Raw genomic sequence first — 17,437 nt, forward strand, 5'->3', positions numbered from 1 at the left:
GAATAATAAACTTTCTTGCTTAAGAATAAGCAAGATTTCAAGTTACTATTTGAAGATAATAGAACTATCATAACGCGAAAGGAGTAATTATTATGAACTATGATGGTTTAGCAAAGAAAATCGTTTCTTCTGTAGGTGGTAAAAAGAATGTCCGCAATGTAACGCATTGTGTGACTCGATTGAGGTTTGAATTAAAAGATGAAAGTCTGGTGTTGGGTAAAGAGTTAGAAAAGGAAAATGGGGTTTTGGGCATTGCAAATACTGGGGGGCAATTTCAAGTGATTATTGGGCCAGAAGTTGATCAAGTATATGCAAAAGTAAAAAAAGAATTAGGTGAGTTTGATAAAGAGGATGAACTGAATCCTCAGCAACAAAGAAGCTCTTGGAAAGAATGGCCTAAACAAGGTTTAGATACTTTAATTAGTTGTTTTGTTCCAGCGATTCCAGTAATTGCTGGCTCAGGAATGATCAAAGTATTAGCTGTTATGCTCAACTTTTCGGGAGTTCTTGCCATGGATTCCTCGAGTTATATTCTGTTGAATATGATTGGTGATGCTGTCTTTTATTTCTTGCCAATTATCGTAGCATACAACGCAGCCAAGAAAATGAATGTTGATATCTTTTTGTCATTGGTAATTGCTGCAATTATTGTCCATCCGACATTGTTGACACTTGGCGAGCTTGGTACATCAGCTAATTTTTTTGGACTTGGTGTTGAAATTATTAATTACAGTACGCAAGCATTACCCGCGATATTTGGTGTTTGGCTATTAAAATATGTCGATAAATTTGCTGATAAAGTCAGCCCAGCAATCGTCAAAGTATTTTTAAAACCGATGATTTCGTTATTGATTGTCGCTCCAATCATGTTAATTGTGATTGGACCACTGACTTCTGTTTTAGGTGATGGTTTTGCTGCATTAGTGACGATTATGAATCAATGGGGTTGGTTGGCAGTTGGACTAAATGCTGCTCTGTTCCCGATTATGGTGTTGACTGGCACACACAATGCAACAATTCCGTTATTAGTACAAATGTTTGCTACTCAAGGGTTCGATGCGATTTTCTTACCTTCAGGATTAGCAGCGAATGTTGCCGAAGCTGGAGCTGCTGGGGCTGTTGCATTTAAAACTAAGAATAAAAGATTGCGAGGCACCGCGTTGTCAGCAACTGTTTCGGCCTTGTTAGGAATTACTGAGCCTGCGTTATATGGCGTTAATTTACGCTTGAAAAAACCGTTTGTTGCAGTCCTTCTAGGTTCGTTATTAGGTGGTTGTTATATTGGTATGTTGGGGATTACGGCACCGACATTTGTTACGCCTAGCGTACTGACAATTCCAATTTTTGCTGGGACAATTCCTAATTTTGTATTGGGTCTGACAAGCATTCCGGTGACATTTGCGATTACGTTCTTGATTACTTATGTGATTGGGTTTGAAGATATTATTGATGATTCTGAAGCTATGCAAATGGATGCGATTGTTTCACCCGCAAAAGGTCAAATCGTTGAATTAAGTCAAGTCAATGATGTTGCTTTTTCTAGTAATTTAATGGGTGAAGGCTTCGCTGTAATTCCTAGTGAGGGAGTGATCAGTAGTCCGTTTGCTGGGGAAGTCATCTCTTTATTTCCTACAAAACATGCGATTGGCTTGAGAAGAAATGATGGTCTGGAGTTACTAATTCATGTGGGCATTGATACAGTCAAATTAAATGGTGAACATTTTGAAAGTTTAGTTAAGCAAGGTGATTTAGTGAAAAAGGATCAACAATTGTTAACCTTCAACCAAAAGGAAATTGAAAAGTTAGGTTACGATCTAACAACAATGGTAGTCGTAACAAATCCGAAAGAATTTTCGGAAATTCGTTTGAAAATAATCGGAGAAAATCAGACAAATGCAGAGGTGCTATATGTTAAATAATTTTTTATGGGGTGCTTCAACGGCGGCCAATCAAATAGAAGGCGCTTGGAATGAAGACGAAAAAGGTGTTAGCGTAATTGATACGATTGCGACGGATTTTAAAAATGGCGTTCGAGTAGAGGTTGATTCAGCTTTTGAAGACGAGTACTATTCTTCTCACGAGGCAATCGATTTTTATCATCATTATAAAGAAGATATAGCATTGATGGCTGAAATGGGGCTGAAAGCTTATAGAATGTCTATCGCTTGGACAAGAATTTATCCAAATGGAGTAGAAGATGAACCTAATGAGAAAGGATTGAAATTCTACGATCAAGTTTTCGATGAATTAAAAAAATATGGAATTGAACCGATAGTAACTATTTCCCATTACGAATCACCGTGGTTTTTAGCTGAAAAAGGCGGCTGGACGAACAGAGAAATGATTGACCATTATCTAAAATATTGTGAAACAATCTTTGAGCGTTATCAGGACAAAGTAAAGTACTGGATTACCTTTAATGAGATTAACTGTACATTGGTTAATTTTGGTATCCGCACAGCAGTCGGTCTTAATGCAAGTATTCCTTCAGAAATAAATAATGATCATACTCGATATCAAGCACTACATCATCAGTTTTTGGCAAGTGCCAAAGCGGTATTACTAGCGCGTGCTAAGTATCCGGATTTTCAGATAGGCTGTATGATTGCAAGCATGATTGGCTATCCGTTAACCAGTCATCCTAAAGATGTCTTTGCAACAGTTCAATACGAACAAATGAAAAATATGTTTTGTAGTGATGTGATGATTCGCGGAGCGTATCCGAGTTATTCCAATAGATATTTTAAAGAGCATGGGATAACTATTCAAAAAGAAGCAGGTGATGAGCAGATTCTCTTGGCTGGCTGTGTTGATTTTTACTCGTGTAGCTATTATCAGACGCTATGTATCAGTGGTCAAGAGGAGGGCGTAAATTTAGGAGAAGGCAAAGCTGCTGGTAATTTAATTTCTGGGTTTGGTGTTAAAAATCCTCACCTGAAGGAAAGCGAGTGGGGCTGGCAAATTGATAGTACTGGATTGAGGTATCTTTTGAATACAGTCTATGATCGCTACCAACTACCTATCATGATTGTCGAAAATGGCTTGGGTGCTAAAGATGAGTTAATTGATGGGAAAATTGAAGACAACTACCGCATAGCCTACTTATCTGAACATGTAGAAGCTTTATTAGAAGCTATCGAAGATGGTGTAGAGGTGATAGGCTATATGCCATGGAGTGCGATTGACTTAGTTGGTCTGTCGACAGGAAGTATGGAAAAACGTTATGGCTTTATTTATGTCGATGTTGACAATTATGGAAAGGGCACATTTAAACGCTACCCTAAAGCTTCATTTTACTGGTATCAGGAATTGATTAAGAAGTATTCATAAAATAATCAGCTCGTCTTATAGTAGAGAATGAGAGACTCTTTCACAAAGGGTGCTCATTCTCTTTTTGTCGAGAATTTCCAAAACCAATCTTTGTGAATATGCTATACTTGAGAAAATAACGGATAGATGAGCTGGCTAGTTGTATCTAACTATTTTTTGAAAACGGTTAACTTAAATAAGGTGAGGGGACAGTGATCGTATGCAGTTAATTAATCCTTGGGAAAATATTAAAATAGAGAAAATTAAAAGTGATGAACTGTATTTTTTTGACAATAATATTCACATTATCTTTGTGTTAATTGGCGATGTTTCTTTGAGCCATGATCAACAGTACTTGGTCTTGCAAAAAGATGATTTCTTGATTATTCCTAAAGCACAAAAATATCTACTGACTGTCAAAAATGCCGAAGCTTTCCACATCACGTTGACTTATGAAGTGGCCATGAATGTTAAGGAAACTGATGTCGAATATATCTTTCAAGGAAACTCAGTAGAGCAGACAAATACTAGTGATTATGAAGTTGTTAAGTTTATCAATCGATTGTTACAACTTTACGTGTTCAAATCTTTTAATCAAAATGCGTTTGTTTTTCAAAATTATTTTGGATTGCTGGGGATACTAGAAAATTATTATCGGAAAAAGCTTGTCTTGGATCGGAAAAAAAGTGCAATCAAGAAGATGGAAGAGTTAAAGTTTTATATTGATAATAACTTTGATAAAGAGATTAAGCTTTCTGAGATTGCCAATAATTTATTTTTATCTGAACAGTATTTGTCTCGCTTGTTTTCTAAAGAGATGGGGATTTCGATTAGTGACTATACGGTCCAAAAAAGATTAGAGAAGGTTCGCAATGACCTTTTGAATACAGAGAAATCAGTGATTGATATTGCTTATAGTGCGGGCTTTTCAAATATCAATTCATTCAATCGGATTTTTAAGAAGTATCAAGGGATTACACCTTCTGATTATCGAAAAGAGGTTAAGAAAGATGTTGTTGTACTGACTAATCCTGAGAAGATTGATGAATTAGAGTTAACTGAATTGCAAGAACTGTTGTCTAAGAAAAATGAAGAAGAACATGAAGTGAATGAGGTCACAGTTTTTACAGAAGAAGAGCACCCTAGTTATGATCCAGAATTATTAATTAATTTAGGCTATGCGGAGGATTTGCTTGATTTTAAATTGGCTGAGCAGATTAAGCATAGTAAAGAGCAGATTAATTTCAAATATGGTCGAATATGGGGCGTGTTAAGTCCTAATTTAGTGGGAAATTACCAAGAAGAAATAGATTTTAGTAAAACTGATTTTATTATTGATACGATTATTCAAAGTGGTCTGATTCCATTTTTAGAGATTGGGTTTAAAGGGAAAACGGTCTATAGCGACTACAATAATTTAATTGACAACCGGCCGTTCAGCGAAGAAATTATTCAGTTAGACAGCTATCTTCAAGCGATTCAGAAATTTTTGAAGCATTATATTTCGCGTTACGGCTATCAAACAGTTGCTAAGTGGCAGTTGGAATTGTGGAAGCCGCAACCGATTGTTTTAAAAACGATTGGGGCGCTTCATCTAGGAGAGATTGAGGTGAATGGGCGTCATTTGAAATTGTATGAAGATAAAAATTACTTCTACTATTTTTCTAAAGTGAGCGAAAAAGTTAAGGAAATCATCCCAGAAATGCTCGTTGGTGGTTGTGGTATTAGTGTCGACATCAAAAATGACAGTGTCAGTGGATTTATACAAGCTTGGCAACAGGCAGCTGTTCAGCCAGATTTTTTTAGTGTTGGGGTTTTCCCAATGGATGAAATTAAAAGTGATTTTGCAGAAGATAAGCGCAGTAATCCTATCTCACCCGATATCTATTTTATGTCCAGACATGTTAAGTCAATCAAGCGGGCGCTGAATCAGCAGAACATGGACATTCCTCTTTATATTACAGAATTCAATGTGACTATTTTGAATCGTGATTTGATCAATGATACAGCCTACAAAGGGAATTATGTAATCAAAAATGTCGTCGAAGTAATCCCTCATTGTCAATTAGTGGGGTATTGGCTGTATTCTGATGCGGCGGTTGTTAGTCATGATACTAAAGGGCAAGAAGTGTTTGGTGGGTCTGGGCTAGTTACGCGAAGTGGCATCCCGAAAGTTGGTTTTTATGCCCTCGCCTTTCTGAGTAAAATGGCAGGTAGAACGATCCATTATAGTGAGGAATTATTAGTGACGATGCCAGATCCATACACGATTAATATTTTGGCTATTAATTATGCCCATCTGAATTCGGCCTACTATTATAATTCGCAGGGGTCCTTTAGAAAAGAAAATATTTATGCGATATTTAATAATAAATTTCCGCGAAATGTCCGTTTGACCCTTCAGTTGCCTGAATATTTCAATGGTGTGATGGCTCGGATTAAGACGCAGGATATCGCGCCTGATCGTGGGAGTCACTTGGAAGAAATTATTAAATTAAATTCAGATACTTTTCTGAATCAAGAGGAAATCAGTTATCTTTCTAGACAATGTGCCCCTCAAATGAGAATTGAAAACGAAAAAGTTACGAATCAATTAGTGATTAATTTCGAGATTGAGACGCATGCGATTGTCTTTAAAACAATTAGTTTGCTTAAATAATTCCGTCGTAAATAATTCCGCAAACAATTTTGGCTGATTTGTTCGCTTATTTATTTAAATCGTCAAAAATAATTTCAGTCCTGTGAACTCGCCTGAATGAGTTAAAAAGTTTCAAATAGTGCAAAAGAACAGATAAGTATCACACTTATCTGCTCTTTTTTTTACATATAAATGAAATTGTCATGATTAGACTAGTGATTTTCAGCATAACTGAGAAGTTGTTTAGTAAGAAAGTTGCTATGATTTGTTTGTAATCGTTTTCTATTATTTTTTTAACAAACAGATAGCGCTGGCCAGCATGAACTATTTGTAGAACTTTTTACGCAAATGGAGGGAATTAAGTGAAACTTTTTTTAGTGAGACATGGGGAAACCTACCTAAATAAATATGGGAAAATGCAGGGCTGGGCGGATACTCCGCTGACTGAGAAGGGCCGTGAAAATGCCAAATTATGTGGTCAACATTTTGCCACAAAAGGAATTACAGCGCTAGTGACAAGCGACCTGGGTCGAACAATCGAAACGAGCCGAATTATTAATAGTTTCTTAGATTTAGCAGATGAACCACTGCTTATGCCTGAATTTCGTGAAACATTTTTTGGTTCTTTTGAAGGGGCTACAAATGAAAATGTTTGGCCAAAAATTGCTGAGCATAGTGGCTTTAGTACAGTGAAGGATTTCTATAAACAAATGGCGATTGATGAAGTGATGAATGCTTTTCATGACAGCGATCCAACGAAGGATGCTGAAGATTATCAGACGTTTATCAAACGAATCAAGAGCGGTTTAGAAAAAATTGCCAGTCAATTTGGGGATGAGGATCGAGTAGTTTTAGTTACTCATGGCAATACGATCCGTAATATCGCGTATTTAATTGATCCAACGATTAATCTTGGCGAAGAGCTAGTCAATTTAGGAATCACCACACTCGAAATAAATGGAACAGAGAAAAAAATTATTTCATACAATGTTGCTGCCGTTTAAGTCACATGATGTCACAAGTTATTTCGAATATTTAAAAAATAGGAGGAATTTTTAGATGAAATATCAAAAAATGATTGACAGTATTCTTGAATCGATTGGTGGAAAAGATAATATCGTTAGTGCAACGCATTGTTTTACACGCTTAAGATTAGAATTTAAAGATAGTTCCCTAGTGGATGATGGGAAAGTTCGTGGGATTTCTGGTGTAACAGGAATCAATAGACGCGGGAAAGAATATCAGATTATTATTGGAACCGAAGTTGGAAATGTCTATGATGAATTTATTCAAGTGACTAGCTTAGCAAGTCAGCCGACTGTTCAGGTGGACGAAGGGGACCAAAAAGAAAGTGTGTTTGACAAGATTACGGGTGTGATTATTGGAACATTCATTCCATTGATTGGTTTAATTGCTGCCTGTGGAATTTTAAAAGGATTATTGACTATTCTTACGCAATTTGACCTTATAACAACAGAATCAGGAACCTATACCGTCCTTTATTCGACTGCTAACGTAATCTATTATTTCTTCCCAGTATTTGTCGGATTTACAGCAGGGAAAAAATTTGGTGCGACGCCGTACCTTTCTGCATTAGTCGGCGCAGTTTTAGTCTATCCGATGATGGTGGAAGCAGTTGGTGCAGAGGGAGCTGCAACATTTATCGGGATTCCATTAAGCTTTATTAATTATTCTAGTACTGTTTTACCAGCAATTTTTGCTGCTTGGTTGGTAGCAGTCTTAGAAAAATTCTTCAAGAAAACTATTCCCCATGTCTTGCAAATGGTTTTTGTACCGTTTTGTGTCTTGATTATTGCGGTACCAGTCGTTGTATTAGGTGCGGGTCCTTTAATTACCTCAGTGTCTGACGGAATATCAATTGCACTTGATTGGATTTATGGCGTTAGTCCAGTCTTGACAGGAATTATCTTTGGTGGATTGTGGCAGCTAATTGTCTTGTTTGGACTTGCTTGGGGGATTACTCCGATATTAATTAATTACTTGGTTCAATATGGCTATGACCCAATCTATGGTATGTTTGCTCCAGCTTCAATGGGACAGGCGGGCGCTGTATTAGCAGTGGCTCTTAGAAGTAAGAATAAAGAAGTTAAATCTCTAGGATTTTCTACTGGTTTGACAGGGCTATTAGGTGTAACAGAGCCAGCTATGTACGGGATTAATATTCCAGCTAAAAAACCATTTATCTTCGCTTCTATTGGAAGTGCATTTGCTGGAGGAATTGCTGGGCTAATGGGTGTTAAAGTTTATGCACCAGGATTGTCTGGCGTCTTTAATGTCTTTGGTTACTTTGGTTCAGATGATGTTCAATCAAATGTTTTCTGGGGCGTTGCTTGTTTATTCATCGGATTTATTGCTTCGTTCCTATTAACTTATTTCTTCTGTAATTGGGATGATGATAAATTTGCTAATAAAATTGCCGGCAATCAATAGGAGTGAGTGATCTGATGAACGTTCAAAATCCAATAATCAGAGGAACGTATCCGGATCCTAGTATTTGTCGTAGAGGAAGAGACTATTTTTTAGTCAATTCCTCTTTTGACTATTTTCCAGGATTACCCCTCTTTCATAGTAAAAATCTAGTTGAGTGGCAACAGATTGGGAATTGCCTTACGCGAGATGAGCAGCTTGATTTGAAAGATGTCAAAAGCTCTTTAGGAATTTTTGCACCAACCATTCGCTATATCAATGAGCGCTTTTATATTATTTTTACAAATACGAATAGTGGTCAAAATCTATTAATTCAGACGGCAGATCCTTTCGGGGATTGGTCAAATCCATTACCGTTAGAATGGGGTGGAATTGATCCGTCTCTATTTGCTGACACCGATGGGAAAATCTATGTCCAAGGAACTGCCGAACGATGGGGCGAGGAGAAAGGAATTTATCAAGCCGAAATCGATTTGGCTACAGGGAAGCTACTTTCTCCGAGAACCTTAATTTCTAAAGGGACGGGACACAAATCACCTGAAGGTCCTCATCTCTATCGGAAAGATGATTGGTACTATTTGATGATGGCTGAAGGTGGGACTGAATTTGGTCACATGGAAACTATTTTTAGAAGCCGCTGTGTCAACGGTCCTTTCGAATCGTTTGAAGGCAATCCCTTTCTGACTAACCGCAGTACAGGGAGTAAATTACAATGTGTTGGGCATGCTGATTTAGTGGATAGTCCAACAGGTGATTGGTTTGCTGTGTGCTTGGCTACAAGAATTAAAGGAAGCCATAACTATTATCACTTTCTAGGACGTGAAACGAATATTGCGCCGATTGAGTGGACAGAAGAAGGCTGGCCGATTGTCAGAGGGCTGGAATTATTGCCTGATTTCCCTTTATTTGAAGGCTATACGCGAGCACCAGAAAGTCAAACAACCTACGATTTTAGTACGATGACGACATTTTCAGATGAGTGGCTACATATAAGTAACCCGCTTGCTTCAAATTACCAATTCTGTGAAGCTGGGCTACAGCTTCGAGGTGGTTGTAGTTTAAGCGAGATTGGCCAGCCAACTTTTGTTGGGCTACGCCAAGATGAGTTTACTTATTCGTTTACGGCAGAGATTGAATCCATGAAAGATACGACTGCTGAAATCGGGGTATCCGTCTATATGTCTCATGCGTATCATGTGGATTTCTTTATTCAAGGTGAGGCAATCTGGGTTAGAAAGAAGATTGGTTCTTTAGAAAGTCTCGAACAAGTGGGCACAATCAATCAGTCACTGACCTGTCTCAAAGTTAGTTGCGATGGTCAAAGGTATCAGTTTGTTCATGTATCAGATGAAAAAGAGTCTGTACTTGCAGAAATAGAAACAATCTTTCTCTCAACCGAAATTTCGGGGACATTCAACGGAGTGATTATCGGTCTGTATACATGGAATAAAACGGTTGAATCAACTAATTATATTAATAAGGTTCAGGTAAAGAAAATTTGTGAATAATCGAGAAAAAGGCACTTGGGCTATCACATATAGGATAGCTCAAGCCTTTTTACTAAGCTTGAGGAGTGAAGACGATGAAAGAAAAAAATCCATATATCTTTCCTTTTCTATGGATAAAAGGTGAAAATCAAGAGCGGGTGCTTAAGGAAATCGAAAAAATTCAGGAAGCTGGAATCGATGAGTTTGTAGTCGAATCGCGGACGCATCCGCACTTTTTAAAAGACGCTTGGTGGCAGGATTTTCGTTTTATTTTGGAAACCGCTAAACGTAAGGGAATGCGGGTCTGGTTACTAGATGATGCTCATTTTCCGACCGGGTATGCCAATGGCGCGGTGGCTAAACATCCGGAATTACAGAAGAAATATTTGAATTATAATGCGTTGGATGTCTTCAGTGAAGGTTATCTGTCCACCATAAATTTAAACCTATTAAAAAAACCGCGCAGAAAATGGTATGACACGAAGAAACCTAAATCATATGATGAGGCAATCGAAAAAAATAGAATTCTAGCAATCACGGCTTTTCCTTTAGTGGAAGGGGCGATGCTCAGCAATCAACCAATTAATTTGCTGGACTATGCGCAAGCGGAGTATCTGAACTTCCAGTTTCCTAAAGGAAATTGGCGAGTGTTTGTTGTCTACGAAACGACAGAAAATGGTGGACAAAAAGATTATATAAATATGTTGGATAAAGCTTCTGTCCGATTATTGATTGAGACGGTTTATCAGCCTCATTTTGATCATTTTCCGGAGTATTTTGGTGAAACATTTAGAGGATTCTTTTCTGATGAACCAGGCTTTGGTAATGCGACCGGATTTGCCAAAGATGAGATTATTGGTCAAAAGGATATGGCTTTACCCTGGAGTACTGCTCTTTCAGAACAGATGCAAGAGACTGGTGAGAAAGCTCAATACTTGCCATTATTATGGGCGGATACCATGGAAGGATTTGAAAAAGTTGTCAGATTAAAATACATGAATCATATTACGCAGTTGTATAGTCAAAACTTTAGTCAGCAGCTAGGCGAATGGTGTCGAAACAAACAAGTTTTGTATATTGGTCACATCATCGAAGACAATAATATGCATGCGCGACTTGGTACAGGAGCGGGTCATTATTTCCGAGCGATGCAAGGGCAGGATATGGCCGGAATTGATGTCATTAGTGGACAAGTAACAATTGGCGGAGACGAGACCTTCCGCACGAATAGCTCAAAAAATGATGGCGTCTTTTATCAATATTGTCTACCTAAACTAGCAGATTCGGCAGCCTTACTAGATGGTGAAAAAGACGGTCGCGCGTTTTGTGAATTGTATGGTGCCTATGGTTGGCAGCTAAGTATTCGTAACATGAAATGGATTTTAGATTCCTTATTAGTCCGCGGAATTAATCATTTTGTTCCTCATGCTTTTTCGATCGATGATTTTCCTGATTTAGATTCTCCCCCTCATTTTTACGCCCAAGGCAATAATCCCCAATACCCACTATTCAAAAAATTAATGCATTATGCGCACCGCATGAGCCATTTATTAAATGGCGGCAGATTAAACACTCGGATTGGTATTCTCTATCACGGTGAATTTGAGTGGTTAGGCAGCTATCAAAAAATGCAGGAAGTATCGAAAGAATTTTCTCAAAATCAAATTGATTTTCTTTATATTTCAACTGACTGGTTAGAACAAGCTAAAATCAGTCCTGAAGGCTTTGAAATTAATGGGCAGTTATTTGAGAACTTAGTGATTCCAGCAACTGATTACATTCCCGAGGCGCTTGCTACATTCATTAAAAAAGTCACACCAGAGCAAGTGATATTTGTCGATCGTTTCCCTAATGGCGTAGTGGGCAATCAAGTTGAGGCTGTTGATTTGATTCCAGCAACTTGTTGTTCGTTGGTTGATTTAACGCAACAATTAGCTACTTATCGGATGATTGCCGGGGATCAGCGGAAAATTGCTGTGCGCCACTATCAAAAAGACCAGCAGGAAATCCTGGTCTTCCATAATGAATCTCTGAACGAATCATTCAGTATTAAGCCGCAATTACCTATGGACAAAAAGGTTTATCGTTATGATGGGTTGACTGATCAGTATACAAACATCGATTTAGATGAGGCGATGACCGTAGAGCCATATGAGTTACTCGTTTTGGTTATTAGTGAAGTAGAACTGCCTAGTCATAGCAAAATAGATTCAGTCGAACCAGAGAGCGTTGCCTTTAATATGGATTGGCAAATCGCTTTGCTTGATAAAGAGACGCCGGTGGCTAAGTATATTAATAAGGACGGTCTATTTGCTCCGGTGTCAGAAAAATACCCATATTTTAGTGGGACTATTATCTATACAAATCAATTTGAAGCACGTCAAGGGCAAAAAATCAGCTTATCGATGACCCGGGTTTTTGATGGCTGCGAAGTCTATTTGAACAATCGGTGGGTGGATACTTTAATCGCTCCACCTTATGAACTTGATCTTAGTGAACAAGTGATTGATGGAACTAATTCATTAAAAATAGTCGTGTCGACCACGGCAGATCGTGGCCTGCAAGATCAACCGCTTTTATTAGGCATGTTTGAACCGATGGAACCGACAGGTATTGTAGGGGAAGTTACTTTATCACAAAAATAAAACACAAAAAAGTGTGGTTATTTCAAGTTGAGGTAACTACTCTTTTTTTATTTTGTCATAAATATGTGATTGTTATTTGCTTATTTGTGTGAGTTGAAAAGATGAAAACCCTTTAAACTAAGAATGTAAAAACAATTAGGAGGAACGAAGATGAGTAAATTAAGATTTGGTTTTATCGGCTGTGGAGGAATTGCAACAAGCAAACATTTTCCAGCATTAGCTAAGTTAGCAGATAAAGTAGAAATGGTTGCATTCTGTGACATCGTTGAAGAACGTGCGATTGATGCAGCAAAAGAATATGGCGTGGCAGATGCATTTGTAACGACAGATTATAAAAAAGTGACAGAACGTGATGATATTGATGTCATTCATGTCTTAACACCAAACATTTCCCATTCTTATATTACGGTTGATGCATTGGAAGCAGGCAAACATGTCATGTGTGAAAAACCAATGGCGATCAATTATGAAGAAGCGAAAAAAATGTTAGATGCGGCTGAACGGACTGGCAAAAAATTAACAATTGGTTACCAAAACCGTTTCCGTGCAGATTCATTAGCTACCTACGATGCATGTAGCAAAGGGGAGTTAGGCGACATTTACTTTGCGAAGGCTCATGCGATTCGTCGGAAAGGCGTTCCAACATGGGGTGTCTTCCCAGATAAAGAAAAACAAGGCGGCGGCCCGTTAATTGATATCGGTACCCACGCGTTAGATTTAACATTATGGTTCATGGATAACTACAAACCTAAAATGGTTTTAGGCTCAACTTACCAAAAATTGAAGGATAATCCAATGGGCAATATGTTTGGTCCTTGGGATCCAGATAGTTTTGAAACAGAAGATTCAGCTTTTGGTTTAATTAAAATGGAAAATGGCGCAACGATCTTTTTAGAAGCAGCTTGGGCGTTAAATATGGTTAATCCAAAAGAAGCACAAGTTACTTTATGTGGAACTGATGCAGGTGCCGAAATGTTTGGGAAAGCTTTCTTAGATCAAGGATATGTTGTCTTTAACCAAGCAGCACACAATCAATTAGAACAAACAGAACCTTCTGATGCTGGTGGAGTCTTCGGTTTTGAAGGAGCTTCTCTAGAACAAAAAGATGCAGAAGCGATTCAATGGGTGGATGCTATCTTGAATGATACAGAACCTTTAGTGAAACCAGAACAAGCAATTGTTGTAACACAAATTCTAGAAGCAATCTATAAATCAGCAGAAACGGGCTTGCCAGTGGAACTGTAAACACCAAAAAAAGGCTGGTCGCAAAGGAGTAATGATGACCAGCCTTAATTGGGTGAATCAGCTTATATGTAGGAGGAAAACAGATGTTAAAATTTGGAATTATCGGGTTTGGTTTTATGGGACAAACCCATGCAGATACCATCGAAAAACTTGATTATACAGAGCTTGTAGCTGTTTGTGATACGAATGCGATGCAATTTAAGCAAGCACCAGAGGGCGTGGCGACATTCCTTAAGGCTGAAGATTTATTAGCAACAGATATTAATACGGTGATTATTTCTGTTCCGAATCATCTTCATTTAGAGATGGTTAAAAAAGTAGCTGAAGCAGGTAAAGATATCATCTGCGAAAAACCAGCAGCTATGAACGCGGCTGAATTTGATGAAATGATGAAAATCACACAAGCAGCAAATGTTCGTTTTACAATCCATCACCAACGTCGCTGGGACAAAGATTTCAGAATTGTCAAAGAAGTCTATGACAGTCAAACGTTAGGGAACATCTTTACGATTAAAAATAGTCTGTACGGATTCAATGGAAATATGCATGACTGGCATATTTATCCTGAGTTTGGTGGCGGCATGCTGTATGACTGGGGTGTGCATTTACTAGATCAGATGCTTGTTATGATGGGCGATAGTCAATTGAAATCAGTCTATGCAACGGTGCGCAATGTAATCAATAAAAATGTGGATGATTACTTTAATATTCAATTGTATTTTGATAACGGAATTACCGGACAGGTTGAATTGGGTACGTATATGCTGAGTGAGAAGAAGGATTGGTTTGAGCGTCATTGGTTCTTAGGCGGCGACAAAGGCAGCGCCAATATTGATGGCTTTAATCCTAGTGGTTCGATTACTCGTACAACTGAATTATTGCAGAGTGTTGGTGGCAAAACAACCATGACTCCAGCTGGCCCAACTCGTTCATTTGGCCCACCACCAGCAGGTCGAATTGTTTCTGAAGCATTACCAGAAGTCGACGTTAATCATGAGATGTTTTTTGAAAATTATCATCGCTTCGTTAAAGGGGAAGAAGAATTGGCTGTTAAACCAAATCAAATTTACCAATTAATGAAGTTAGTAGATGCGATTCGTGAATCAGCTGAAACGCACCAAGTAGTGACGTTAGATTAACCCAACGAAATAGATGGAACAAAGAGCTGAGAGGGTGTCACAATAACGACTGCTGCGAAAGCTGAAAATATCAGAGTGGTGCTTCGTGCATTGTGGCCCCAATCGTTAAGTACTAATAATAAAACTTACTGTTACTGAATAATAGGAGTGTGAAATCATGAAATTAGGAATTGTCAGTGCTATTTTTGATCAAAGTAACTTTGAAGAGATGATCGATATCGTTGCAGAAAATGGCTTGGATTGTGTCGAAGTGGCTTGCTGGCCACAAGGCAAAGCAGAACGTCGTTATGCCGGAGTTTCTCATATCGATACAAAGAATTTAACCGCTGAAAAAGCCCAAGAAATCTTAGCTTATTGTAAAGAGCGCAAGGTTGAAATTTCAGCATTGGCTTACTACCCAAATCCGTTAGATGAGAATTTAGAAAAGCGCCAAGAAGCGATTGACCATTTGTACAGCTTGATTGATGCCTCAACTATGCTAGGCGTTAATCTGGTAACGACTTTCGTTGGCAGAATGCCAAGTAAAAGTGTTTCTGAGAACTTAGAAGAGATTGCTAAAGTCTGGCCACCGATTGTTAAATATGCGGAAGAAAAAGGCGTTAAGATTGGTATCGAAAATTGTCCAATGCTGTTTACTGAAGATGAATGGCCTGGCGGACAAAACTTGATGACAAGTCCAAGTAATTGGCGCAAGATTTTTGACGTCATTGATAGCGATAATTTTGGCTTGAACTATGATCCATCTCATTTCGTTTGGCAACAAATTGATTACATCAAACCGCTATATGAGTTTAAGGACAAAATTTTCCACGTTCATTATAAAGATATCAAGGTGTATCAAGATAAATTAGCTGATGTAGGCGTTATGGCGACACCGCTAGAATATATGAGTCCTAAATTACCAGGACTTGGCGATGTTGATTGGGGCAAATATGTTTCTGCCTTAACAGATATTGGTTATGAAGGCTTTACTTGTATTGAAGTTGAGGACAAGGCTTTTGAAAAAACGTATGACGATGTCAAAAAATCAGTGACATTGAGTACCAAATATTTACGAAACTATGTAATTTAAAGGAGTTCCTGATGAAAAAATATCTCTTAGGAATTGATCTTGGTGGAACCACCATTAAATTTGGTTTGATTTTACCTACTGGTGAGATTGTTCATCAGTGGAGCATTCCCACAAATACCGAACAAGCGGGTAGCAATATCACCACAGAGATGATTGCCAGTATTCAACAAGTTCTTCAACAGAAACAGATTGGGTTAGACGAAATAATCGGCGCAGGAATGGGTTGCCCAGGCACGGTTGATCGTACAGAAGGTAGTATTCGCAATGCCTTTAACTTAGGTTGGACAACGCCGCAATTGGTGAGAGCTCAGTTTCAAGAAAATCTAGGCTTAGAGCTAGTGATTGAAAATGATGCGAATGTGGCTGCTCTTGGTGAAAAATGGCAAGGCTCAGGCGAAGATGCTGCGAATCTTGTTTTTATGACTTTAGGAACAGGTGTTGGCGGTGGCGTGATTGTCAATAATCAGATTGTGGAAGGTGTCGGTGGTGCAGGTGGCGAGATTGGCCATTTCCCAGTCATCTGTTCCCACGAATTTAGCTGTACCTGCGGGAATAGCAACTGTTTAGAGACGTTAGCTAGTGCCACAGGTATCGTTAATTTAGCCAAAAAGTATCGAAAAGAAACAGAGACAAGTTTAAACCATTTTGAAGAGTTAAGTAGCGCGCAAGTATTTCAAGAGGCGCAAGCAGGAGATAAGGTAGCTTTACAAGTCGTCGATGAGATTTCAGCCTATCTCGGAACCGCTTGCAGCGTGATGGCGAATCTCTTGAACCCTTCAGTCATCGTAATTGGTGGTGGGGTGTCATCAGCAAAAGAATTTCTGCTAGACAAAATAGCGCATCATTTTGAACAAGGCGTCTTTCCAACCGTCAAGGAAACGACTCAATTGAAATTGGCGACCTTAGGCAATGATGCGGGAATTCTAGGCGCTGCATACTTGGTGAAAGAAGGGGAAAATAATGTTTGATTTTTTTAAGAAAAAACCAGTTGAAAATGATCACAATATTTATGCACCAGCAACCGGCGTATTTATGCCAATCGCAGAAGTCCCGGATGATGTGTTTTCTCAGAAGATGATGGGCGATGGTTTTGCTGTCGTACCAGATGAAGGAACAATTTTCAGCCCAGTCAGTGGCACGGTTGCCAGTATTTTCCCAACAAAGCATGCCATTGGGATTAAAACGGACGACGAACGTGATGTGATTGTGCACATGGGAATTGAAACAGTTGATTTAGGCGGTTCACCGTTTGAGTTATATGTAAAAGTAGGCAACAAAGTTAACTCAAAAACAAAATTAGCGAAGATGGATTTAGCAGAAATCGCCAAAGAGGAGCGCGACAATCATGTTATCGTCGTCTTTCCTGAGTTACCAGCGGATAAACTAGAGCTTTCTTCAAACGAACAAGTTTCTTATGGCAACAGAGTAGGCACTTTATTATAGATAGGAGCGAA

12 protein-coding genes are annotated in these 17,437 nt (G+C 38.6%); all 12 read left to right on the plus strand.

The annotated features are described in order from the left end of the window. Positions 1–92 precede the first annotated feature (92 nt). On the plus strand, positions 93–1,919 hold the full coding sequence (locus BAU15_RS01190) for a beta-glucoside-specific PTS transporter subunit IIABC (RefSeq protein WP_161840924.1): 1,827 nt from the start codon (positions 93–95) through the stop codon (positions 1,917–1,919). Beyond that, positions 1,909–3,330, plus strand: coding sequence for a glycoside hydrolase family 1 protein (locus BAU15_RS01195; RefSeq protein WP_161840925.1), 1,422 nt, complete (start codon positions 1,909–1,911; stop codon positions 3,328–3,330). Before BAU15_RS01190 ends, BAU15_RS01195 begins: the two co-directional genes overlap by 11 nt. Before the next feature lie 199 nt (positions 3,331–3,529). Continuing rightward, positions 3,530–5,968 (plus strand): GH39 family glycosyl hydrolase, encoded by a 2,439-nt coding sequence (locus BAU15_RS01200; RefSeq protein WP_161840926.1) that lies wholly within the window; start codon positions 3,530–3,532, stop codon positions 5,966–5,968. A 341-nt stretch (positions 5,969–6,309) separates the two neighbouring features. Continuing rightward, complete coding sequence (locus BAU15_RS01205) at positions 6,310–6,951, plus strand: histidine phosphatase family protein (RefSeq protein ID WP_161840927.1); 642 nt, start codon at positions 6,310–6,312, stop codon at positions 6,949–6,951. 55 nt (positions 6,952–7,006) lie between these two features. Next, positions 7,007–8,398, plus strand: coding sequence for a PTS transporter subunit EIIC (locus tag BAU15_RS01210; RefSeq protein WP_161840928.1), 1,392 nt, complete (start codon positions 7,007–7,009; stop codon positions 8,396–8,398). Positions 8,399–8,412: 14 nt separating this feature from the next. Beyond that, on the plus strand, positions 8,413–9,903 hold the full coding sequence (locus tag BAU15_RS01215; protein WP_161840929.1) for a glycoside hydrolase family 43 protein: 1,491 nt from the start codon (positions 8,413–8,415) through the stop codon (positions 9,901–9,903). Positions 9,904–9,977: 74 nt separating this feature from the next. Beyond that, a complete protein-coding gene (locus tag BAU15_RS01220; RefSeq protein WP_161840930.1) occupies positions 9,978–12,527 on the plus strand; it encodes a glycoside hydrolase family 2 in 2,550 nt (849 codons plus the stop codon). Between the two features lie 150 nt (positions 12,528–12,677). Then, a complete protein-coding gene (locus tag BAU15_RS01225) occupies positions 12,678–13,772 on the plus strand; it encodes a Gfo/Idh/MocA family protein (protein WP_161840931.1) in 1,095 nt (364 codons plus the stop codon). An 83-nt stretch (positions 13,773–13,855) separates the two neighbouring features. After that, positions 13,856–14,911 (plus strand): Gfo/Idh/MocA family protein, encoded by a 1,056-nt coding sequence (locus BAU15_RS01230; RefSeq protein ID WP_161840932.1) that lies wholly within the window; start codon positions 13,856–13,858, stop codon positions 14,909–14,911. 157 nt (positions 14,912–15,068) lie between these two features. Then, on the plus strand, positions 15,069–15,983 hold the full coding sequence (locus BAU15_RS01235) for a sugar phosphate isomerase/epimerase family protein (protein ID WP_161840933.1): 915 nt from the start codon (positions 15,069–15,071) through the stop codon (positions 15,981–15,983). A gap of 11 nt (positions 15,984–15,994) precedes the next feature. Further along, positions 15,995–16,951 carry an ROK family glucokinase gene (locus BAU15_RS01240; RefSeq protein ID WP_161840934.1) on the plus strand — a complete coding sequence of 319 codons (957 nt, stop codon included), beginning with the start codon at positions 15,995–15,997 and terminating at the stop codon, positions 16,949–16,951. Further along, positions 16,944–17,426 carry a PTS sugar transporter subunit IIA gene (locus tag BAU15_RS01245; protein ID WP_161840935.1) on the plus strand — a complete coding sequence of 161 codons (483 nt, stop codon included), beginning with the start codon at positions 16,944–16,946 and terminating at the stop codon, positions 17,424–17,426. The genes BAU15_RS01240 and BAU15_RS01245 overlap by 8 nt, the downstream gene beginning before the upstream one ends. The last annotated feature ends 11 nt before the right edge of the window (positions 17,427–17,437 follow it).

The sequence above is a fragment of the Candidatus Enterococcus huntleyi genome (assembly GCF_009933175.1).
GTDB classification, from domain to species: domain Bacteria; phylum Bacillota; class Bacilli; order Lactobacillales; family Enterococcaceae; genus Enterococcus_K; species Enterococcus_K huntleyi.